Source organism: Ruegeria sp. CDSB113, assembly GCF_059611045.1.
Genome location: NZ_JBXWOU010000001.1, coordinates 217,110 through 238,331, shown reverse-complemented (window position 1 = coordinate 238,331; position 21,222 = coordinate 217,110). Strand labels below are relative to the sequence as shown.

At 57.1% G+C, this 21,222-nt stretch carries 21 protein-coding genes and 1 tRNA gene; 13 read left to right on the top strand and 9 right to left on the bottom strand.

Annotated elements, in window-relative coordinates:
• Window positions 1–108 precede the first annotated feature (108 nt).
• From AC2FIS_RS01215 to AC2FIS_RS01200, 4 genes are all read right to left on the bottom strand, one after another.
• On the bottom strand, window positions 109–2,106 hold the full coding sequence (locus AC2FIS_RS01215; RefSeq protein ID WP_496771678.1) for a hypothetical protein: 1,998 nt from the start codon (window positions 2,104–2,106) through the stop codon (window positions 109–111).
• Window positions 2,103–3,047, bottom strand: coding sequence for a hypothetical protein (locus AC2FIS_RS01210; RefSeq protein WP_496771677.1), 945 nt, complete (start codon window positions 3,045–3,047; stop codon window positions 2,103–2,105). Before AC2FIS_RS01210 ends, AC2FIS_RS01215 begins: the two co-directional genes overlap by 4 nt.
• Before the next feature lie 5 nt (window positions 3,048–3,052).
• Window positions 3,053–4,036, bottom strand: coding sequence for a glycosyltransferase family 2 protein (locus tag AC2FIS_RS01205; protein WP_496771676.1), 984 nt, complete (start codon window positions 4,034–4,036; stop codon window positions 3,053–3,055).
• Window positions 4,037–4,184: 148 nt separating this feature from the next.
• Window positions 4,185–4,271, bottom strand: a tRNA-Leu gene (locus AC2FIS_RS01200).
• Between the two features lie 143 nt (window positions 4,272–4,414).
• Here AC2FIS_RS01200 and AC2FIS_RS01195 point away from each other — a divergent pair.
• The gene (locus AC2FIS_RS01195) at window positions 4,415–5,074 is read left to right on the top strand and encodes a DsbA family oxidoreductase (RefSeq protein ID WP_496771675.1); all 660 of its coding nucleotides are present in this window, start codon (window positions 4,415–4,417) and stop codon (window positions 5,072–5,074) included.
• 39 nt (window positions 5,075–5,113) lie between these two features.
• Window positions 5,114–5,770 carry a lipoyl(octanoyl) transferase LipB gene (lipB, locus tag AC2FIS_RS01190; protein WP_496771674.1) on the top strand — a complete coding sequence of 219 codons (657 nt, stop codon included), beginning with the start codon at window positions 5,114–5,116 and terminating at the stop codon, window positions 5,768–5,770.
• A gap of 298 nt (window positions 5,771–6,068) precedes the next feature.
• Here lipB and AC2FIS_RS01185 read toward each other — a convergent pair whose 3' ends face one another.
• Window positions 6,069–7,016 (bottom strand): cation diffusion facilitator family transporter, encoded by a 948-nt coding sequence (locus tag AC2FIS_RS01185; protein ID WP_496771673.1) that lies wholly within the window; start codon window positions 7,014–7,016, stop codon window positions 6,069–6,071.
• Between the two features lie 84 nt (window positions 7,017–7,100).
• On the opposite strand from AC2FIS_RS01185, the gene AC2FIS_RS01180 reads away from it, so the two are divergent.
• Window positions 7,101–7,526, top strand: coding sequence for a MerR family transcriptional regulator (locus tag AC2FIS_RS01180; protein WP_496771672.1), 426 nt, complete (start codon window positions 7,101–7,103; stop codon window positions 7,524–7,526).
• An 11-nt stretch (window positions 7,527–7,537) separates the two neighbouring features.
• Here AC2FIS_RS01180 and AC2FIS_RS01175 read toward each other — a convergent pair whose 3' ends face one another.
• Window positions 7,538–7,957, bottom strand: coding sequence for an HIT family protein (locus AC2FIS_RS01175; protein WP_282150957.1), 420 nt, complete (start codon window positions 7,955–7,957; stop codon window positions 7,538–7,540).
• A gap of 289 nt (window positions 7,958–8,246) precedes the next feature.
• Here AC2FIS_RS01175 and ctaD point away from each other — a divergent pair, with 289 nt between their 5' ends.
• From ctaD to AC2FIS_RS01155, 4 genes are all read left to right on the top strand, one after another.
• Window positions 8,247–9,920: a cytochrome c oxidase subunit I gene (gene ctaD, locus AC2FIS_RS01170; RefSeq protein WP_058277640.1), complete on the top strand. Its 1,674-nt coding sequence runs from the start codon at window positions 8,247–8,249 to the stop codon at window positions 9,918–9,920.
• Between the two features lie 147 nt (window positions 9,921–10,067).
• Window positions 10,068–11,096 carry a bestrophin family protein gene (locus AC2FIS_RS01165; protein ID WP_496771671.1) on the top strand — a complete coding sequence of 343 codons (1,029 nt, stop codon included), beginning with the start codon at window positions 10,068–10,070 and terminating at the stop codon, window positions 11,094–11,096.
• A gap of 105 nt (window positions 11,097–11,201) precedes the next feature.
• Entirely contained in the window at window positions 11,202–11,801 is a 600-nt protein-coding gene (locus AC2FIS_RS01160; protein ID WP_282118722.1) for a 2-hydroxychromene-2-carboxylate isomerase, read from the top strand.
• Between the two features lie 44 nt (window positions 11,802–11,845).
• Complete coding sequence (locus AC2FIS_RS01155) at window positions 11,846–12,340, top strand: DUF2244 domain-containing protein (protein ID WP_496771670.1); 495 nt, start codon at window positions 11,846–11,848, stop codon at window positions 12,338–12,340.
• A gap of 21 nt (window positions 12,341–12,361) precedes the next feature.
• Here the strand turns inward: AC2FIS_RS01155 and AC2FIS_RS01150 are convergent, their stop codons facing one another.
• Window positions 12,362–12,847, bottom strand: coding sequence for a GatB/YqeY domain-containing protein (locus tag AC2FIS_RS01150; protein WP_058274249.1), 486 nt, complete (start codon window positions 12,845–12,847; stop codon window positions 12,362–12,364).
• A 183-nt stretch (window positions 12,848–13,030) separates the two neighbouring features.
• Here AC2FIS_RS01150 and carA point away from each other — a divergent pair, with 183 nt between their 5' ends.
• On the top strand, window positions 13,031–14,197 hold the full coding sequence (gene carA, locus AC2FIS_RS01145; protein ID WP_496771669.1) for a glutamine-hydrolyzing carbamoyl-phosphate synthase small subunit: 1,167 nt from the start codon (window positions 13,031–13,033) through the stop codon (window positions 14,195–14,197).
• Window positions 14,198–14,277: 80 nt separating this feature from the next.
• Window positions 14,278–16,146: a glycosyltransferase gene (locus AC2FIS_RS01140; protein WP_496771668.1), complete on the top strand. Its 1,869-nt coding sequence runs from the start codon at window positions 14,278–14,280 to the stop codon at window positions 16,144–16,146.
• 3 nt (window positions 16,147–16,149) lie between these two features.
• Here the strand turns inward: AC2FIS_RS01140 and AC2FIS_RS01135 are convergent, their stop codons facing one another.
• On the bottom strand, window positions 16,150–16,797 hold the full coding sequence (locus AC2FIS_RS01135; RefSeq protein ID WP_058273905.1) for a GntR family transcriptional regulator: 648 nt from the start codon (window positions 16,795–16,797) through the stop codon (window positions 16,150–16,152).
• A 99-nt stretch (window positions 16,798–16,896) separates the two neighbouring features.
• On the opposite strand from AC2FIS_RS01135, the gene AC2FIS_RS01130 reads away from it, so the two are divergent.
• The 3 genes from AC2FIS_RS01130 (at window position 16,897) to AC2FIS_RS01120 (ending at window position 19,149) form a co-directional block, all read left to right on the top strand.
• Entirely contained in the window at window positions 16,897–17,541 is a 645-nt protein-coding gene (locus AC2FIS_RS01130; RefSeq protein WP_282118725.1) for a pyrimidine 5'-nucleotidase, read from the top strand.
• A gap of 86 nt (window positions 17,542–17,627) precedes the next feature.
• Window positions 17,628–17,876 carry a hypothetical protein gene (locus tag AC2FIS_RS01125; RefSeq protein ID WP_282118726.1) on the top strand — a complete coding sequence of 83 codons (249 nt, stop codon included), beginning with the start codon at window positions 17,628–17,630 and terminating at the stop codon, window positions 17,874–17,876.
• 76 nt (window positions 17,877–17,952) lie between these two features.
• The gene (locus AC2FIS_RS01120; RefSeq protein ID WP_496771667.1) at window positions 17,953–19,149 is read left to right on the top strand and encodes a UbiH/UbiF family hydroxylase; all 1,197 of its coding nucleotides are present in this window, start codon (window positions 17,953–17,955) and stop codon (window positions 19,147–19,149) included.
• 13 nt (window positions 19,150–19,162) lie between these two features.
• On the opposite strand, the gene AC2FIS_RS01115 is transcribed toward AC2FIS_RS01120, so the two are convergent.
• Window positions 19,163–20,290 carry an aminotransferase class V-fold PLP-dependent enzyme gene (locus AC2FIS_RS01115; RefSeq protein ID WP_496771666.1) on the bottom strand — a complete coding sequence of 376 codons (1,128 nt, stop codon included), beginning with the start codon at window positions 20,288–20,290 and terminating at the stop codon, window positions 19,163–19,165.
• A 230-nt stretch (window positions 20,291–20,520) separates the two neighbouring features.
• Here AC2FIS_RS01115 and hutC point away from each other — a divergent pair, with 230 nt between their 5' ends.
• Complete coding sequence (hutC, locus tag AC2FIS_RS01110) at window positions 20,521–21,222, top strand: histidine utilization transcriptional repressor HutC (protein ID WP_496771665.1); 702 nt, start codon at window positions 20,521–20,523, stop codon at window positions 21,220–21,222.

Sequence of the window (21,222 nt, the reverse complement as noted above, 5' to 3'; positions counted from 1 at the left end):
CTTGACTGCCCTGTTCGTTGTTCTTGCCCGGAACTTATCGGGATCATTCGGAATTTGCCCGTAAATTACGTTGAATTGGTGGAACTACCAAGGGGAAATCCTTCCAATTCACCCTCCCGCCCGTTTAAGTTGGTTTGAGAACCGCTTGTACGTCGGGCACAAATCTCGGGCTTTTTGAAGAAACGCACGGGCAGCTTCCTTTTTGCCCTGTTGTAACAATATTCGCCCGGCCTCGCCCTGAATAGCGGCGGTGTCGTCGTCGATCTCTGCAGCCTGAATGATCTGCCTCTGGCCCTGTTCAACGGCACCATTCATTTCCAGCATCTGTCCCATAGCAAAGATCAAAAAGGCGTTACCCGGATCGCAAGCCAAGGCATCCGCCATGGTTATCCGCGATGCTGTTCCCTCGCCTTCTGCTTGGTACAGTTCGGCCAATCGTTTGTGATAGAGTGGATTGTCGGGCACATCCGACAGAACCTTACGTGTGATATCAATGGCCTCAGCATTGGAAATACTCCCAATATGTGCTCCCAGCTTGGCGCTAAAACTCCGTACGCGCGGATCCTCGTCAGGCATATCGGTCATCCGAATAAGACCGTCATGCAGCTGCTTCAAACGGGGTTTGTTTTCCAAAAGCCTGCGGGCTTTTTGATCCAGAGAAAGGATCGACCAATCCAACAGAAGAAAGTCGAAATTGCACGGCAATCTCACCAACACTTTGCGCTGTGCGACATGGGAGTTGAAATTGAACCAGGGCCTGCGGATAACCTTTTGCAGCGACCAGTCGGTAGGTGGAAACAGCCGCAATGATATCTGATCCCGGTAGACAACGCGCGACCCAAACACTAACACGTCAGGTCGGATCGGTTTGGCCCAAAATGCACGGCTGAATGCCTGGGCTGCTTGCCAACGTTTTCGCTTTTCCCCCAACGCTGCTGCCTTCAAGGCACCACAAACCGCGTAGTCTTCGGGCCATGTATGGGGGTCCAACAAAGCCGTCTCGACCATCTCTGCAGATTCATCCCACTTGTTTGCGTAAAACAAGTTGAGCGCTTGAAGAAGTGGCAGAAACGCGTTGTCCGCCCCCTCATCCAGCAACCTTGAAGCGATATCGCTGGCCTCTTCGGTTCGATCGTCTGAATGCAGCCGGTTCATGTGGAACAGAACCTTGCCATAAATATGCGCGGCCTCGGACGTGTTCAAAAAGCCATCAAACCCAGCCTGTAGGCGCCGAATTGCACTCTCATTCGCCTGAGAAATTTCGTCTTCTGTCAGAACATCTCGAAACACTTTTCGCTGTTGACCCGAAATCCGGGCGGCCGCCATTGAAAAGGCCGAGATGACCGGCGCGATTACCTGATCTGCGCGTGACATTGCATAGAGTTCCAGAAAATCGCGTTTCGCCCGGGTCACCCCGGACAAATCGGTAATGTCGGACATCTGCAATAGATGTGGAAACTGTTTCTGAAACCGGGCAATCAGTTCCGGCTGGTCCGAGAACATAATGGCCGCTTTATCGGCGTTCTTCTCTAGATGCGCCTCATACAGTTCTTCGGGTTCGATCTTTGCGGGCCAGGTTGTGTGCTTCCACGGCAACCCATTCAGAATATCACCTCGGCGGATGTGATAGGCAGATACGCCCTGCCCTGACAGCCTAGCATCCGCGCAATCCATGATTTCGCGTATTTCTTCGGTGAACCCGACCCGGTGAATAAAGTCGCGATATCGCGGGCGGATGGTCTCGCCGTCCTCCCACGGGAAGGCCAGCACTTCGAAACCTTCCTCGACCAACACCGACCGTCCGGCGTTGAGATGCGCAATCAGGCGGTCGGGCGACGTGTCGCTTTGGAAGGACCAGATCGGCAAGGCATTCTGCGAAAGAGCTCCGAACTCCTTAGGAGTAAGGAAATGTTCATCCATCCAGTCCTGCGCGAACAACTCTTGTGGGTGGTCCAGCTCGGGCGCGTCCGCGCCCTGCGGGAACCAATTCACCCGGTAGGTCGTGTTGAAATCTTCGGCCAGCCGGATGCAGGTCAGCATCATCAGCAACCGCGCGCCCATGCGGTCCTTGCGCTGACCGACAAACACACCTTTGGCGGCGGTCACGAGGCGTCCCTTTCCTTCTCGGCCATGGCCTGCCGGCGCAGTCGGCGGAACCGCTGCCGGGCTTTTGCCGCCAAGTCAGGGTGCCGCTCGGCGCCGATGGCCTCAATCCCCCGAATATACAAAGGCAGGCGGCGTCTGGCGCGCATCATCTTGTAATACCCGACCGTATCCAGTGAGCCGTCCATCGCCCCCAGCATCACGGGCTTGAGGATATCCAGCTTGCGCAGCATGGGCGCCGCGAAATGGTTTGAAAACCAGGTCTTGAGCAACATCACGTTGTCGCCCCGCAGACGCTGAACTTGCTGCCGGTCCAGATCAAAGAAGGGGTCGTAAAAGACGTAAGCCTTACCAGCTGTCTGAACAGTTTGGGCCGCATCGCTCATCGGCAGGTCCCAGTCCTGCACGCGGCCGAACCGATAGCGGGTTTCCCAAGGCACCAGCCGTTCATCCAGCGTTGTCTGAGGGTTGAACGCGATCACATGCGCACCGGGCACATGCGCCGAAAAGGTCAATGCCCCAAAGCCGCCCATAGACGCGCCTGCAAAAACAACTTGGTCAAACCGGTCAAAGAACCCCTCGGCGACCTTGTTCTCAAAATAAGCAATTATCTCGGGGTCGCGATACCATGCCTTGGTACGCGCGAAGACGCCCATGTGGGACCACCCTTCGTCGCGGAAGAATTTCCAGCCCCACGGCTCGCGCGCAAAGGACAGATCATTGGCGTTGGCGATATTGTCAAAGCTGACTACCAGACGCTTCGGGTAACGCTGATGGAACAGGATCGAGTGGCGTTCCAGCTTTTGAAAGTACCCAGTGCCGTCGCCGCCGGGGTACAGCTCGACAAACCACGGCGGAGCGGGATCCGTCAGGATGCGCTCATACCCTGTCTTGCGGTCAGGGTGTTCCGGTTTCAGCTGCTCTTTTGAAAGGTCTTCGGCCATGATGATCAGATCAGGTTATCGGCGAGCCAGACGCGAAACTCTACCCATTCCGGGCGCATCTTGATTTCCGACACTTTGGCCCGATGCCAGTCACAGGCCTGCGCATGCAATTCGTTCAACTCTTCGTCTGCCTTCAGTTCGGCCAGCAGAGGTGCGGCGCGGAGCGCGGCGGGCAAGATGGATTGGTCAGACTCTTTGTTGGCATTCATGTCCTGCCAATAGGCTTGCCCCTGATCTACCTTGATGTGGTTTGTTCGACCCCGGTCGCGCTTGACCAGAAACCCATCCATGGACCGGACTGAATAGTGGTGGATGCGTCCCAAGGAATGGTCAAACCCACGCCACGCTCGCCAACCGACCTTGTCTGCTGGAAACAGCTTTCCGCCAGCATCTGACCAAGCGATGTCTGGCGCTACTTCCTCGTCAAACCCCTTCGGGCGATGCGGACCAAATCGGGTGAACTTGCCATTGTTTCGGAACAGCGTCTTCAGCCCAAAAGCGCGGCTTGAATGATAGGGAAATTCCTGATCCCCCATCGAGAACACCTCGGTCACCGGTCTGTCTTCGAAACTGATGTTTCCCGAGCTTCCAAAAAGCTTCCACGCGAAAGAAATCGCATCGACTGGTTGCCCTGCTTTTTGCTCGACCTCGGCAATAAGGTCATGAAATCCGTTGTCGCCGCAGCGGATATTCCAGAATTCATCTACATCCAGACATAACAGCCAATCGGCCTCTTTGACCTTGGGCTGGCGGCGCGCGCGGCGCAGCATCTGGTGCTGGGGATTGCCTCCTTCTTTCACTTCGTTGCTGACATGGGTGACCAGGCCAAGCTCTTGCAACCTGGCAGCAATCTTGTCCGTTCCGTCATCACAATCGTTGGTGAAAATCACAAAATGGTCGATGCCGAGCGTTTTGTGGAACGCGACCCATTCCAGCATATATGGGCCTTCGTTCTTCATCGTTGTGAACACGGTGATGGACTGAGACATATTACCCTTCCCAAATAGTCTTGCCCCACTCATACACATCCCGATCCGCATGGGCGAGACACGAAATTGTAGTAAGGGCATTCCAACGCTAACTGGTGCAACACCACACGGCAGTTGCACTGATAAATCGCAAGTTTCTGCTGGATTATGGTGCGGTCGAGAAGACTCGAACTTCCACGGGTGTTACCCCACAGCGACCTCAACGCTGCGCGTCTACCAATTCCGCCACGACCGCACTGCCAATGACTTGGTTGGAGGCCATATAAACGGTGGCGAACAGGATGTGAAGAGGCAAAAAACACGCCGATTTGAATTCCGCGGTGCCATCCTTATCTGTATTGCAGACGGAGAATATCCCCCCTTCCCCGGAGCCCGCCAATGACCGCGCAAGATCCCCGCCCAATTGTCCAGATTGATATCGTCTCAGACGTTGTGTGCCCCTGGTGCATCGTGGGGTTTCGCCAGCTGGACCTGGCTTTGAAAGAACAAAACGTGCTCGCCAATCTCAGATGGCATCCTTTTGAGCTGAACCCCAATATGCCGCCAGAGGGCCAGAACCTGCGCGAACATATTATGGAGAAGTATGGCTCAACGGTTGAGCAGAGCCAGCAGGCTCGCGATCGGCTGACCCAGATCGGCGCCGAGCTTGGCTTTACGTTCAACTTCAATGACGACAGCCGGATGGTGAATACTTTTGCAGCACATCAACTGTTGGACTGGGCCGAAACGCAAGGCCGCCAGCATCCGTTGAAGATGGCCCTGTTCGAGGCTTACTTTACCAATCAACAGGACGTATCCCAATCCCAGGTCCTGCTTGATGCGGCCCAAGCGGCGGGTCTGGACCGGGACGCTGCCCGTGCGGCTCTGACTTCGGGCGATCACATTGCGCCGGTTCGCGAAAAGCAACAGTTCTGGACCAGCCGTGGTGTTTCAGGTGTCCCGTCAATGGTGTTTGCCGGCAAGTATCTGGTGACTGGTGCGCAAGGGGTCGAAACCTATTCGGACCTGTTGCAGCGGTGCCTGACCGAGGCTGCGTGACCTCTTTTCTTCGCCCTGCCCCGGCGGTAAGGAGCACTTATGGAATGGAAGATCACTGACGGGCTGACCGATTACAATGACGCCGTCGCCTTCATGGAGGCGCGCGTGGCCGCAATTGCGGCTGGTGAAGCGGATGAGTGTGTGTGGCTGCTGGAGCATCCGCCGCTTTACACCGCCGGCACCTCGGCCCGGATCGAAGACCTGACCGACCCGGATCGCTTTCCGGTCTTTGAGGCCAAACGCGGCGGTGAATACACTTATCACGGCCCCGGCCAGCGCGTGGCCTATGTGATGCTGGACTTGAACAAACGCGGCAAGGATGTGCGTCGTTTCGTCAAGCAACTGGAAGAATGGGTGATCGCAGCGCTTGCCGAGTTCAACGTGCATGGTGAAATCCGTGACGGTCGCGTTGGTGTTTGGGTGCGGCGCAATGACAAACCACTGACCGCTTCGGGCCAACCTGCCGAGGATAAAGTGGCAGCGATCGGATTGCGCCTGCGCAAATGGGTCAGCTTCCACGGCATCTCGATCAATGTCGAACCTGACCTCGAACATTTTTCTGGCATCGTCCCCTGCGGCATCACCGAACATGGGGTTACGTCGCTTGTCGATCTGGGGTTACCGGTCACTTTGGTGGACGTGGACACCGCCTTGCGTAAAACCTTCTCAGAGATTTTTGCCCCCAATGGGGGCTAAATCGATACCTGCGAATCGTTCAGAATCAATGCGCTGTTAACAATCCCACAATTTTTAACCTCGCTGTTTCCATACTGAGCCAAAATTTCCCAATGGCTACAGTACAAATAGGGCAAATGGGTGAAAAACTCACTCAAATGGATACATCCCGCGTGTTTGCGGGTAGTATAGATTTACCGTTCTTAGAGTGAGTGGTGTGTTAACCGGTGATCTTGGGTCATCCTGAGTAATCGGAAAATTTTTTGTTAACGAGTCTGCCGTTCCGACCCCAAATCGGAGCGGCAATTCACATCCCACTCTATAGTTTCTCTTCTGTATGCCCAAAACGAGACGGCCCGACACACGCGCGGTCGATCTGCTCAAGCTCAAGCGTGGCGTGACCAATGGCAAACCGGTCGCGGAGCGATTGTCTGACGCTGGCCCTCACCCCTTCCGCATCGGCCCAGGCTGCCGTGTCCACGACCAGATGGGCCGTTAATGCAGGCTCTTGCTCCTGCATGCTCCACAAGTGGATATGGTGAACCTCGGACACTCCGGGTACACCCTCGATGGCCGAGGCAACTTCTTCCGGGTCCAGTTCGGGGGGCGCTGCCATCATCAGAACGCGGATCGTTTCGCCAATTTCACTTTTGACATGCCACAGTATGTAGACCGAAATCAGGATCGTGACGGCGGGGTCTACCCATGTCCAGTTGAACAGGATCACTGCGGTGCCGGCAATAATCACAGCCACCGATCCCAAGGCGTCCGCCACGTTGTGCAGAAAGGCCGCCCGGATGTTCATGCTGTCCTTGGCCATCGAGTAAGTTAGCGCAGCCGTGACAAGGTCCACAATCAAAGCCAGTGCCGCGATCCAGACGACCATCCAGCCGTTAACCGGCTCAGGCTCAAAAAACCGCATCACGCCTTCGTAGAACAAGTACACCGACAGCACGACCAGAGTGGTGTAGTTGACCAGCGCGGCGACGACCTCGGCCCGGCCATAGCCGAAGCTCATGCGTGGATCGGCAGGTCGGCGGGCGATTTTGCGTGCAAAAAAGGCGATGACCAGCGCGATAGCGTCAGAGAAATTGTGCAAGGCGTCGGCGATCAACGCCAGCGACCCTGAAAAAATGCCCCCAATGACTTGTGCCAGTGTCAGGAACATGTTGACGGCAATGGCCCAAGCAACACGCACGTCCCCTGCCTCCGGGTCTATGTGATGGTGCGCGTGGCTGTGCCCTTTATGAGAATGATCATGTGCCATCTGATATTTGTGTCCCTTGTTACGGCTGCACATTGCATGTAATTCCTCTAGTGACTAGAGGTTCAAGAGCCCTGAGGAAAAAAGATGTATTCGATTGGGTATCTGTCGCGTTATACGGGGGTCAAGGTTCCGACCATCCGGTTTTACGAAGACAAAGGTCTGCTGCCGCGCCCGGATCGGACAGCGGGTAATCAGCGCCGGTACGACGACACTGCATTGAAACGGCTGCTTTTTATTCGCCATTGCCGCGATCTTGGTTTACCGCTGACCGATGTCGAGGGTTTACTGTCCCTGGAAGGCACGTCTGGCGGCGACCTTGACCAAGCGCATGAAATTGCCGAAAGGCAGCTGGCCGACCTGCGGGACCGTATTTCCCGCCTGCGCAGCCTTGAGGCGGAACTGACCCGAATTTCCAAAGCCTGCGATGGCAAGCACGACCATGTCTGCGCCGTGCTTCACGCATTTGGCGATCACAGTGAGTGTGCGGGGCCACACGTGCACTCGAAGTAACTGCCTCCCAGTCAACTCAGCGCGGCTTTGATCTTTTCGGCATGCTGCGCGATCAGGTCGAAATCGCCCATCGTTCCCGGCGCCCGTACAGCAACACCATCATGGCGCGGCAGAATATGGAAATGCAGGTGGAAAACCTCCTGCCCGCCGGCGGCCTCGTTGAATTGCTGGATCGTGACCCCGTCCGCATCGAACGCTGCTACGACAGCCTTGGCCATCTTCTGGACCGTTGCGGTCACAGCCGCCAGTTGTGCAGGCGTTGCGTCCAGAATGTTGCGGCAAGGGGTTTTGGGGATCACCAGCAGATGCCCGTCCGAGCGCGGCATGATATCCATGAAGGCCACCGTATCGTCATCTTCGTATACTCGGCTCGAAGGTATCTCTGCGCGCAAAATCTTGGCAAAAATATTCTCGGGATCATAGGCGGTCATTTCAATTCTCCGATTGACGTGTTGCCGACAGTTCTGCGGCGCACCCCGCCCCGGGTCAAGCGGGGAACGCAATTCCCAGCCGCCCCCTTGAATTCAAGTCGCTGATACCCAGATGAATGCAGAATTTGGTGAAAATTTCGCGGGTCGCCCTCCTGCCCGCGACAATTAATCTTGATCCAGATCAAACTCGACCATTGAAGGTCGTCCCCCCGCAATCTAAAACCAGCAGGAATCCCGCGCGTTGGAGAGGTCCAACTGCGCGGTGCAGTTGCAACAGGAGGCACCTATAATGGCAGACGCAGCCATTCATGGTCACGACCATGAAGACCAGCGCACATTTTTCCAGCGCTGGTTCATGTCGACCAACCACAAGGACATCGGGATTCTATACCTGGTCGTCTCGGCACTTGCCGGTCTGATTTCAGTTCTGATGACTGTTGTCATGCGGATCGAATTGATGGAACCCGGGGTGCAGCATATGTGCCTGGAAGGCTTCCGACTGTTCGGTAGCGGAGCCGAGCTCTGCACCCCTAACGGACACCTGTGGAACGTTATGATCACCTATCACGGTGTTCTGATGATGTTCTTCGTGGTCATCCCAGCGCTTTTCGGCGGATTTGGCAACTATTTCATGCCGTTGCAGATCGGTGCACCGGACATGGCCTTCCCGCGGATGAACAACCTGTCTTTCTGGCTTTATGTCGCTGGTACGTCGCTGGGTGTGGCCTCGTTGCTGAGCCCCGGTGGTAACGATCAGCTCGGTTCGGGCGTAGGCTGGGTTCTGTACCCGCCGCTGTCGACAACCGAAGGCGGCATGTCCATGGACCTTGCGATCTTTGCCGTGCACGTATCGGGCGCCTCCTCGATCCTCGGCGCGATCAACATGATCACCACCTTCCTGAACATGCGTGCCCCGGGCATGACCCTGTTCAAGGTGCCGCTGTTCAGCTGGTCGATCTTTGTCACCTCGTGGCTGATTCTGTTGTCCCTGCCGGTTCTGGCGGGTGCGATCACCATGTTGCTGATGGATCGCAACTTTGGCTTCACCTTCTTTGATCCCGCCGGTGGCGGCGATCCGATTCTGTATCAGCACATCCTGTGGTTCTTTGGCCACCCGGAAGTGTATATCGTGATCCTGCCCGGTTTCGGCATCATCAGCCACGTCATCGCGACCTTCTCGCGCAAGCCCGTCTTCGGTTACCTGCCGATGGTTTGGGCGATCATCGCGATCGGTGTGCTGGGCTTTGTCGTGTGGGCGCACCACATGTACACCGTTGGCCTGTCACTGCGTCAGCAGGCGTACTTCATGCTGGCCACGATGGTCATTGCGGTGCCGACCGGGGTTAAGGTCTTCTCATGGATCGCGACCATGTGGGGCGGTTCGATCGAGTTCAAGACACCGATGCTGTTCGCCTTCGGCTTCCTGTTCCTGTTCACCGTTGGCGGTGTGACCGGTGTGGTTCTGTCGCAGGCCGGTGTGGACCGTGCGTATCACGACACCTATTACGTGGTTGCGCACTTCCACTACGTGATGAGCTTGGGTGCCGTGTTTGCGATCTTTGCGGGAATGTACTTCTACTTCTCCAAGATGACAGGTCGCCAGTACTCGGAATTCTGGGGCAAGGTTCACTTCTGGATGTTCTTCATTGGCGCCAACCTGACCTTCTTCCCGCAGCACTTCCTGGGCCGTCAGGGCATGCCGCGCCGCTACATCGACTACCCTGAGGCATTCGCCCAGTGGAACTATGTATCGTCGATTGGCGCGTTCATCTCGTTCGCCTCGTTCCTGCTGTTCTTCGGCATCGTGATCTACGCCCTGCTGCGTGGCAAGCGTGAGACCCGGCCGAACCCCTGGAACGAATACGCGGATACGCTGGAATGGACCCTGCCAACCCCGCCGCCCGAGCACACGTTCGAGCAGCTGCCAAAGCAGGAAGACTGGGATAAAGGCCACGCCCACTAATCCCGGCAACATAGATTGACAAAGCCCCGCAGATGCGGGGCTTTTCATTTTCAAACCTCAAGAATTAATCAGCGCTGGCATAGACTTGCCCGAGAATAAGCCGTTAGACTGATCTGCAATTGCCAATTGCGCAGGACCCGGTCGGTCATGATCCTTCACGACGGAATAACTGTACGACAGATGGTCAAAGGCTCCTTTGGCTTTATCTGCATCGTGCTGACATGGACGCTGCTGGTGGTACTGGCAGATGAACTCACGACAATCGAACTGATCTCGAACCCCAGCCCGCCCGTCACCATGCTCGGGCTTGCAGTGGCATTCTTTCTGGGCTTCAAAAACACATCGGCCTTTGCGCGCTGGTCCGAAGCGCGCAACATCTGGGGCGAGATCGTCAATGCCAGCCGGGACTGGGGCAACACTATTAGCAATCTGGTGCAGCCCGACGGCACACCGATTGATCCCGCGCTGCGCGACGAACTGATCGAACGTCACATCGCGTGGCTCAATATGCTTGCCTTTCAGCTGCGCCAGCCCTCGCCGACAGGACGCAGCAGACGCCCATGGATGTTTGGACACAAACCTATATCTGACCGTACCGAGCTGCATCAAAAGCCCGAATGCTGGCGTGAACGCCAATTGGAAAGCGACTTGCCCAGGCTTGAAGGCAAGAGCAATCGCGCCGCCTATCTGTTGTTTCTTCAGGGCGAAAAGCTTGCTGAGTTGGCGCGTAGCCGTGGCATTGACCCCTATTGGCACGTCGCCCTGATGGACCGCCTCGCCCGGTTTACGACGACACAAGGCCAGTGTGAGCGGATCAAAAACACACCGTTCCCAAGACAGGTTGCCGAGGTCGGTCGCGTCTTCAGTTGGATCTTCATATTCATGCTGCCACTGGCGTTCAACGACGAGCGGTCAATTATCCCCGAAACAGATTTCTCCGTATTGCAACTCGTGATTTTCGACTGGCTGACATTCGCGCCGGTTGGGGCGCTGGTCTGCTGGATCTTCTTTGTCACCGAACGCGTCAGCGCCTCGATGGAGGATCCATTCGAAGGGGATGTGACCGATGTTCCGATCTCGGCCCTGTGTCGCAGCATCGAGATCGACCTGCGGCAGATGACCGACTGCGGTATTGCCCCTCAACCCGCGCAACCCATCGAAAAAGTTCTGTTTTAGAGCGACTCGATTTGGCGCGTCCGCAACGCCATTTCAGGGTGCGTTCGATAATCTGCCCAAATTAGGGTATCATGTATCCAGAAACCCTGGGATCGGAGCCATCAGATGCCCGAAATAGATTTTTGGTTTTCCATCGGTAGCACATACAGCTTCCTGACGATCATGCGCCTTGATGATTGGTGTGATGAGCATGACGCGACCGTCAATTGGCGACCGTTTAACGTGCGCACCGTGATGTCCGAACAACAGAACATTCCCTTTGCAGGCAAACCGGCCAAATCCGCATATATGTGGCGTGATATCGAGCGGCGAGCCGCAAAGTACCACCTGCACGCAACGCTTCCTGCACCCTACCCGATCTCGGATCTTGCGCTGGCCAATCAGGTTGCCGTGCTGGGTATGGCGGATGGCTGGGGCAAGTCTTTTACCCAAAACCTGTACCGCATCTGGTTCGAAGAAGGGATTGAGGCAGGCAGCGAAACGGCGCTGTCGGAAGCACTGCACCGGTGTCAGCAGGACCCGCGCCTGACCCTTGCACGCGCCCGCAGTCCTGACACGATCTCGGCCCTTGAAACCGAAACCGAACAGGCCACAAAGCTGGGCGTTTTTGGCGCCCCCAGCCTGGTCGTGCGCGGCGAGGTTTTCTGGGGCGATGACCGGCTGGACGACGCGTTGTCCTGGGCCAGAGTTGGGCACGTCATCTGATCTTTCCTGTTAGACACCGGCAGGTGTTGCGCTATTTTTGAGCCATGCCGTATCGATGGAATCAAACCTCAAGTTCCGAGCAAGAATTGCGCCTGTGGCCGCATAACTCTCTGCCCCCACGCTGGGCGATGCGTGTGGTGTTGGCGGTCTTCCTGTTTGGCTTGATTCCTCTGATGGCTGTTCTTGGGTCGGTTTTGCTGTGGGGTTTGCTGCCATTCATGCTGTTGACCGTTCTGGGACTGTGGTTCGCGATCCAGTCCAATTACCGTGCACGCAGCGTTTTCGAGGTGTTGACCTTGACTGACTCGCATGCCCGTCTGGTGCAGCATCACCCACAACGGGGGCAGCAGGAGTGGTCCTGCAACCGCTATTGGGCGCGTCCCGAAATGCATGAGCGCGGCGGCCCGGTCCCGAATTATGTCACACTGACCGGTGACGGCCGCGAAGTTGAAATCGGCGCGTTTCTGTCTGAGGAAGAGCGGATTTCGCTGTTTGATGAGCTCACAAAAAAACTGCGCGAACCTGTCGCGCAGCCTTAGCATATTCGCAAACAAAAGGGCTTAGCAACTGCCGCCTGGCGCAGCGCAGAGCTGATCTTTGACCATCGGGCCAACCTTGCCGAAATCCATCTGGCCGGTGTAGCGGGTTTTCAGCTCACCCATCACTTTGCCCATGTCGCGGATCGATCCGGCGCCGGTCGCCGTGATTGCGGTCTGAATGGCCTTGCTCACCTCGTCATCGTCCAATTGCTTGGGCAGGAATTCCTCGATGACCTCGACCTCGCGCAGTTCCCGTTCGGCCAGATCCAATCGGCTGCCCTCTTCATAAGCGCGGGCGCTTTCCTTGCGCTGCTTGGTCATTTTACCAAGAATTTCAAGCACCTCTGTGTCGCCGCAGCCTTTGGCTTCTTCGTTGTCAGACGCGCGCGAGGCGATGTCACGGTCCTTGATCGCAGCATTAATCAGGCGCAGCGTCGACAGACGCTCGGCATCCTTGTCTTTCATTGCTTGCTTCAGGGCAGTGTTCACCCGTGATCGCATATCCATATGTTCTGTCCATCCCCATGGCAAAGGAACCCCGACCATATCGAAACAAAAAGCGCGATACAACAGGGGGTGCATATGGCTAACTTATTGATTTTAAACAATAGCCCAAAAATTGAACAGACTTGACCCGAGCGTACAACCCCCTTAGGTATGCGCCGGTTTACCTTGCAGGAGAGTCGCGCCATGGCCCAGAACGCCCCGTCCAAGCCCACCGCATGTCTGGCATTGGCCGACGGTACATTGTTCTACGGTATGGGCTTCGGCGCCACCGGCCAAACCGTGGCTGAACTGTGCTTTAACACCGCGATGACCGGATACCAGGAAATCATGACCGACCCCTCCTATGCGGGACAGATCGTGACCTTCACCTTCCCTCATATCGGCAATGTCGGCGTGAACCCCGAAGATGATGAGACCGGCGATCCGGTTGCCGCCGGGATGGTGGTCAAATGGGACCCGACCGAGCCATCGAACTGGCGCTCGACCGAGGAATTGAAAACCTGGCTCGCCCGCCGTGGCCGCATCGCCATCGGCGGTGTGGACACCCGCCGCCTGACCCGCGCCATCCGCCAGCAAGGCGCACCTCATGTCGCGTTGTCGCATGATCCCGACGGTAACTTTGATATCGAGGCCCTGGTTGCTGCCGCGCGCGGCTTTGCCGGTCTGGAAGGCATGGATCTGGCCAAAGAGGTCACCTGCGCCCAAAGCTATCGCTGGGATGAAATGCGGTGGGCCTGGCCGGACGGGTACAAACGTCAGGAAGCTCCGGTGCATAAAGTTGTCGCCGTCGACTTTGGCGCAAAGCGCAATATCCTGCGTTGCCTCGCCTCGGCTGGTTGCGACGTCACGGTTCTGCCTGCAACGGCGACGGCCGCCGAGGTGCTGGCCCATAATCCCGATGGCGTGTTCCTGTCGAACGGCCCCGGAGACCCGGCAGCCACCGGTGAATACGCCGTGCCGATGATCAAAGAGGTTCTGGACGCCACCGATCTGCCCGTCTTTGGCATTTGTCTGGGCCATCAGATGCTGGCGCTGGCTTTGGGCGGCCATACCGTCAAGATGAACCACGGCCACCACGGGGCCAACCATCCGGTCAAAGACCTGGATACCGGCAAGGTCGAGATCACCTCGATGAACCATGGCTTTGCGGTGGACGCCCAGTCCCTGCCCGACGGCGTTGTGGAAACCCACCGCTCGTTGTTTGACGGGTCCAACTGCGGCATCCGCATGACCGATCGCCCTGTCTATTCAGTGCAGCACCACCCCGAGGCATCGCCTGGCCCACAGGACAGCTACTATCTGTTTGAACGCTTTGCCGACGCTATGGCAGACAAGAAAGCACAGGCTTAACCGCCTCATCGTTTAGTGTTAACGCGCTGTTAACCTTGATTGAGCAACCCTGACGCGGGTCACCGTGTCAGGGTTTTTTTATGGTTGAACATAGCCTGCAGCAATTCGCGCGCGCCGCGCCGATTTCTGTTGGGGCGCGGAAACCCCTTGGCGCCTGTTTACTCGAACGTGGCTGCATCACCCCCGCGCAGCTCGAAAAGGCGCTGCATCTGCAATCCAGACAACAGGCCCCACTGGGCGAAATCCTTGTCGGAGAGGGCTGGATCAGCCGTCAGGAAGTCATGGATGCTTTGTCTGAGCAGACCAACCTGCAAATTGCCGATCTGAAAGACACGCCCCCCTCCCCGAGCTTATGTGACATCAAACCGGTCGCGTTCTGGCTGAAGCATAATGTGATCCCATGTCAACGCATCGGCCCGATCCTGCTGATCGCGACCGCTGATCCGAACCGCTTTGCCGCGGTACGCGCCGCCCTGTCCCACACGGAACACACGATTGCGCCAGTGCTTGCATCGACCAGCCAGATCGATCACGCGATTGCCAGCGCGTTTTCCGACACTTTGGCAAAAGGCGCGGAAACCCGGGTCGACAAGGATCAGAGCTGTCGATCATGGACGCCAACAAAGCGCGCGGGTCCGATCGCGGCCCTTGCGGGACTTCTTTTCTTTTTTACAGCCTTCCCTCTGCTTGGTCTGGCTGCTCTTTTGATCACGGCCACCGTTTCACTGCTCTTGTTCATGGTTTTGCGCATGGCAGGCTTGGTCTCATATCTTATGAGATGCCGCCAAGTGTGCCCAACGCCCGAGCCTGCCCCACTGCGATTGCCGCGCGTATCAATGATGGTGCCCCTCTACAAGGAACGAGAAATAGCAGGCGCATTAATAAAGCGGCTGCAACGCCTGACCTACCCAAAGGCGTTGTTGGACATCATTCTGGTGCTGGAGGCCTCAGATGAGGTCACGCGCACCACATTAAGCCGAGTGGATCTGCCCAGCTGGATCAGAACTGTGGAAGTCCCTGCACTGAACGGCCTGACGACCAAGCCCCGCGCGATGAACTACGCGCTGGATTTTTGCCGTGGTGACATTCTGGGTGTGTGGGATGCAGAGGACGCCCCGCAACCAGATCAGATCGAACGGGTGGTCCGGCATTTTGCGCGGGCTGACGAAGACGTCGTCTGCCTGCAAGGTGTTCTGGATTATTACAACCCGCGCACAAATTGGCGGTCACGCTGTTTTACCATCGAGTACAACAGCTGGTTTCGGATCATCCTACAAGGCATTGCGCATCTGGGTCTGGTCGTCCCGCTTGGGGGCACAACATTCTTCTTCCGCAGGGACAAACTGCTGGAGCTTGGCGGTTGGGATGCCCACAACGTGACCGAAGATGCAGATCTGGGTGTGCGCCTCAACCGCGCGGGCTATCGAACCGAGATGGTTGATACCACCACCTATGAAGAGGCAAATTTTCGGGCCTGGCCCTGGGTCAAACAACGTTCGCGCTGGCTGAAGGGGTTCATGGTGACCTATCTGGTGCACATGCGCGCGCCGCGGCGCCTGCTTAAAGAAATGGGATTCAAACGCTTTTTCGGCTTTCAGGCGTTCTTCTTGGGCACTATTGGCCAGTTTCTACTGGCACCGGTCCTATGGCTGTTCTGGTTGGCGACACTGGGCTTGCCTGGCCCGTTCGATCCGCTTCTGTCTGATTGGGCCTTCTACGCACTCATCAGCCTGTTTCTGGTGGCCGAGATCACCAATCTGATCGTTGGAATGCTGGCCGTAGCAGCACAAGAAAGACGGTTCCTGATGCCGTGGGTTCCAACAATGCCACTGTATTTTCCGCTAGGCGTATTAGCCGCCTACAAAGCCCTATGGGAACTGGCCAGCAACCCGTTCTTCTGGGACAAAACCCAGCATGGGCAGGCCCGCGAAGAAGTACAGCCGCACTGACGGTCATTTCTCGCGCAGCACCGCATCCTGTTTCAGGCGGGTCATGAAGGCCACCGAGATATGTTCTTTCAGCGCGCGCTCAGCCGCCTCTTCATCCCGTGCGGTGATCGCCTCGACAATACCTTTATGTTCGCTCTGCGCAATCTCGCCGCGGCCCTGAACGGCAAGCGAGGTCGTAGCCATCAGAGCCATTGTGCGGTGCACAAGATTCAGTTGCTGCACCAGATACCGGTTGTGCGAAGCCAGATGGATCTGTTCATGAAACCGCCGGTTGGCCCGCGACAGTGCCGTTGGATCATTTACCAGCGCATCGTCAGCGGCGACCATGTCCTGCAGCACTTTGATCTCTTCTTCGGTGGCGTGTTTCGCGGCCAGCTTTGCGGCCAACCCTTCCAATTCGCGCCGAACCACATAAAGTTCGGCCATTTGGTTGTGATCCAATGAGGCCACGATCAGTGATCGTCCGTCACGCTCTAGCAGGGACTGCGTCTCAAGTCGCTGCAACGCTTCGCGGATAGGTGTACGAGACACGCCAAATCGTTCTGCCAGCTCACTTTCGACCAATCGGTCGCCGGGCTTGTAAACGCCCACATCAATCGCTTCGAGAATAAGGCTATAGGCGTCTTTGTTGGGCTGACGGGATTGCGGCATGGGGTGTTTTTCTCCTCGTTCGGACATGTCTATCCGCCTCAGGCCCGTGCAATCAAGTGTAGCATTGAAAACCTGTGCATGGCGGCCTAAACCCAACTCATGGTCAAACCTTCTTTTTCGCACGTCACCCAATGGGTGTTCGACCTCGACAACACGCTGTACCCGCCTCATATGCAACTATTCGACCAGATCGAGGTTCTGATGACGGACTACGTGGTGCAGGCCATTGGCGTCGACCGAGCCGAGGCGGATCGTCTGCGCTCGCACTATTGGCGGGAATACGGCACCACGCTGGCCGGCTTGATGGCCGAGCATGACCTGGACCCCGAACCCTATCTGTACGCCGTGCATCAGGTGGACATGAGCCACATGGACCCCGACGCCGAGTTGGCCGACAACATCCGGTGCCTGCCTGGCCGTCGCATCGTTTACACCAACGGCAGCGCGCCTTATGCCGAACGTGTGCTAAAAGCACGCGGTCTCAGCGGTTTGTTCGATGCGGTTTATGGCGTAGAACACGCGGGCTATCTTCCAAAACCTAAACAGGCCGCGTTCGAGGCGATCTTTGCACAGGATGGCATCGACGCCGACAAGGCGGCCATGTTTGAAGATGATCCGCGCAATCTGGCTGCTCCGCACGCGATGGGAATGCGCACAGTTCACGTCGCGCCCGAGCCGCATAAGGCCGATCATATCCACCATCACACCGACGACCTGACTGCGTTTCTGTCCCGCCTGCGATAGGCTGTCACACTGCGACGATCTGCACATTCTGCAGGTGCATCATCGACCCTATATGCGCCTCAGCGACGAACAGAATCGGAGACCCCATGAGCGCGATCGAGATGCCCGGACGCCTGCCCATCTGGCAGCGCCTGTTATTTGCAGTTCCTCTGTTTGGCTGGTTAGTCAAAGATGCCGCTCATGCAAAGGGCGAAGAGTGGGGTTATACAGCGGCCGCGATTTTCAGCATGTGGGGCTGTTCTGCCCTGTTGTTCGGTCTGCCGGGCCTATACATCCCAGCCGTGATGATGGTGCCGGTGATGTTCCTGATCCTCATCCTGATTTCACGCGGCTGACACGCGGGACAGGATGTCACTTGGCACCCGATGCAGAACCGAACTAGGTTCTGCCCAACACTCGGAGGCCAAGGTCATGAAAGACAGCTGTGACATCCTGATTTCAGGCGGCGGAATCGCCGGTCTGACCGCTGCGGCAGCCTTTGGAACCGCCGGGTTCGACGTTATTTGTGTCGACCCGACGCTCCCGATAACCGAGCGCGACGTGGACGGCTCTGATTTGCGGACCACCGCCTTTTTGCAACCGGCGCACGGCTTGTTACAGCAATGCGGGTTGTGGCAACGGCTGGACGCACACGCGGCCCCCTTACAGATCATGCGGATTGTCGACGCAGGCGGAGATGTTCCTGAACCCCGCGTGGTACGCGATTTCAACGCCGCAGATATTTCGGATCTGCCCTTCGGCTGGAACCTGCCCAACTGGCTGTTGCGGCGCGAGATGGTGGCACGGCTGGCCGAACTGCCGAATGTCGATTTCCGCCCCGGTACAGGCACTGTCAGTCTGTTCACTCGCACTGCCGAAGCACGCGTGGGGCTAAGTGACGGCAGCCGCATTCGTTGCAAGCTGGTGGTCGCCGCTGACGGGCGCAACTCTCCCATGCGCGAGGCGGCTGGGATCAACGTCCATACCACGCGCTATGGCCAGAAAGCATTGGCCTTTGCAGTCACACATCCCATCCCGCACGACAATGTTTCGACCGAAATTCACCGCTCGGGCGGGCCGTTCACCCTGGTCCCCCTGCCAGACTGGCAGGGGCAGCCGTCTTCGGCGATTGTGTGGATGGAGCGCGGACCCCGCGCGGTTGAGTTGCTCAACACCGAGCCCGAGGCGTTTGAAACGCTGATGACCGAACGGTCCTGTGGTTTGTTCGGACCCTTAAAACTGGCGTCGCGCCGGACCATCTGGCCGATCATCAGCCAGTCAGCGGAACGTCTGTCAGGCGAGCGAGTCGCACTGATGGCCGAGGCCGCCCATGTGGTGCCGCCAATTGGAGCCCAGGGATTGAACATGTCGCTGGGCGATCTGAGCAGTCTGCTGGAACTGGCGCAGGCCCGTCCTGAAGGTCTGGGCGATGCGCAGATGCTCGAGGCCTATCACAAGGCTCGCCACACCGAAATCGAGATGCGGGTCAAAGGCATCGACCTGTTGAACCGCGCCTCGATGATCGAGGCGCGGCCGTTAAGGGACGTCCGGGCAATGGGGCTAAATGCGCTCTATTCTCTACCGGCTGTTCGCAAGACCTTGATGCAAATGGGCCTCGGCGTACGCTAAGGCCCGAATGGTTTCACAGAACCTGATCCAGCACGCGCTTGAGCCGTCCGATGGTGCCGTCAACGTCGTACAGTTTGTCCAAACCGAACAGACCAAGGCGGAAGGTGCTGAATCCTTCGGGCTCATCACATTGCAGCGGTACACCCGCTGCAATCTGCATGCCCAAAGCGGCAAATTTCTTACCATTCTGAACATCCGGGTCCGAGGTATAGCTGACCACGACACCCGGCGCGCCAAATCCGTCCGCCGCAACCGAGACGCTGCCCTTGTCCCGCAGCATCGCCCGCACACCATCGCCCAACGCCCATTGGGCGTCACGCAGCTTGTCGAACCCATAATCGCGGGTCTCGACCATCGTATCGCGGAACGCCTTCAACGCATCCGTGGGCATGGTCGCGTGATACGCATGCCCACCATTTTCATAGGCTTGCATGATCTGCCGCCATTTCTTCAGATCAACGGCAAAGCTGTCCGAAGTAGTCTCCTCCAACCGCGCTTCGGCACGCTCAGATAGCATGACAAGGCCTGCACAGGGCGATGCGCTCCACCCTTTCTGGGGAGCCGAGATCAGGACATCCACGCCGGTGGCCTTCATGTCGACCCAGGCACAACCCGATGCGATGCAGTCCAGCACCATTAAGGCCCCCACCTCATGCGCCGCAGCGGCCATGGCGGTCACGTAATCATCAGGCAGAATGACACCGGCCGAGGTCTCCACATGTGGGGCAAATACAACATCCGGACGCTGTTCACGGATTGTTGAAACAACCTCGTCAATCGGTGCGGGGGCAAAGGGCGACGGGCTGGAATTGCCGGTTTCACGAGCCTTGAGAACCGTCGCCGACGCCGTCAGATCACCGGATTCGATGATTTGGCTCCAGCGGTAGGAAAACCACCCGTTCCGCACAACCAGTACACTGGCGTTGCGCGCAAATTGCCGGGCGACGGCCTCCATCCCATAGGTGCCACCACCAGGGATAATCGCCACACCATCCGCATTATATACATCCTTCAGCAAGCCCGAGATGTCGCGCATCACCTGCTGAAACTGAACCGACATGTGGTTCAGAGACCGATCCGTAAACACGACCGAGAACTCTTCGAGCCCAGAGGGATCGACGGTGTCCAATAGCGCTGGCATGGTTTGTCCTTTCAAATTGTCGTCAGCGGCCTCACGACCCGGGTTAATTTGCCGAGACCCGTACTGAACCCGAATATCTGACCTAAGGGAACTAAAAACAAAACACTCAAATGATATTTTGTTGGTCGAATCTGGCAAGAAATGACGCCAATTAGTGTCAGCCGCCCTTTACACTCTGACGTGTTTCTGACCAGATGCACTCACTTTGCAGAAGAAAGGTATTTCGACAGGTGAATGCGCATAAGCGGATCAGTTTTCAAGTTGTACGGGACGAAGTCAAACGGCGGATCGAGAGCCGGATTTGGCCGCAGGGATCGCTTCTGCCAACCGAAACACAGCTTGCCGAGGAATTCAATTGCGCACGCGCGACAGTGAACCGTGCCCTGCGCGAGCTTTCTGATCAGGGCTTTGTCGAGCGCAAACGCAAAAGCGGGACTCGGGTCAAAAAGGAACCCAGCAAGCATGCCAAGCTGGAATTTTCTTTGGCCCGTCAAACGGTTGAAAGCCAAAATGCAACCTATCGGTACTCGCTGGTTGAACGTAATGTGGTCGCAAGCCCCGGTTGGCTGGCTTCGCAGATCGGTGTATCCGCTGACATTCGCGTCCTGCAAGTCATCTGCATGCATTATGCCGACAACCGTCCCTTCCAATTGGAAGAACGCTGGATCAACATAGATGCGGTGCCCGAAATCGAACATGCCGATCTGACCAACCACGGCCCTCATGAATGGCTACTGAACGCCTCTCCGTTTACCGAGGCTGAAGTCTCCTTTTGCGCGATCTCCGCGGATGGACGATTGGCGGAATTCATGGGAACAACCCCCGGAACGTCCATGATCCAGCTAGAGCGCACGACCTGGAAGAACGGAAATCCGATGGCATTTGCCCGGATGACGCACCATCCCGGATATTGCATCCGCACGCGGTACTGA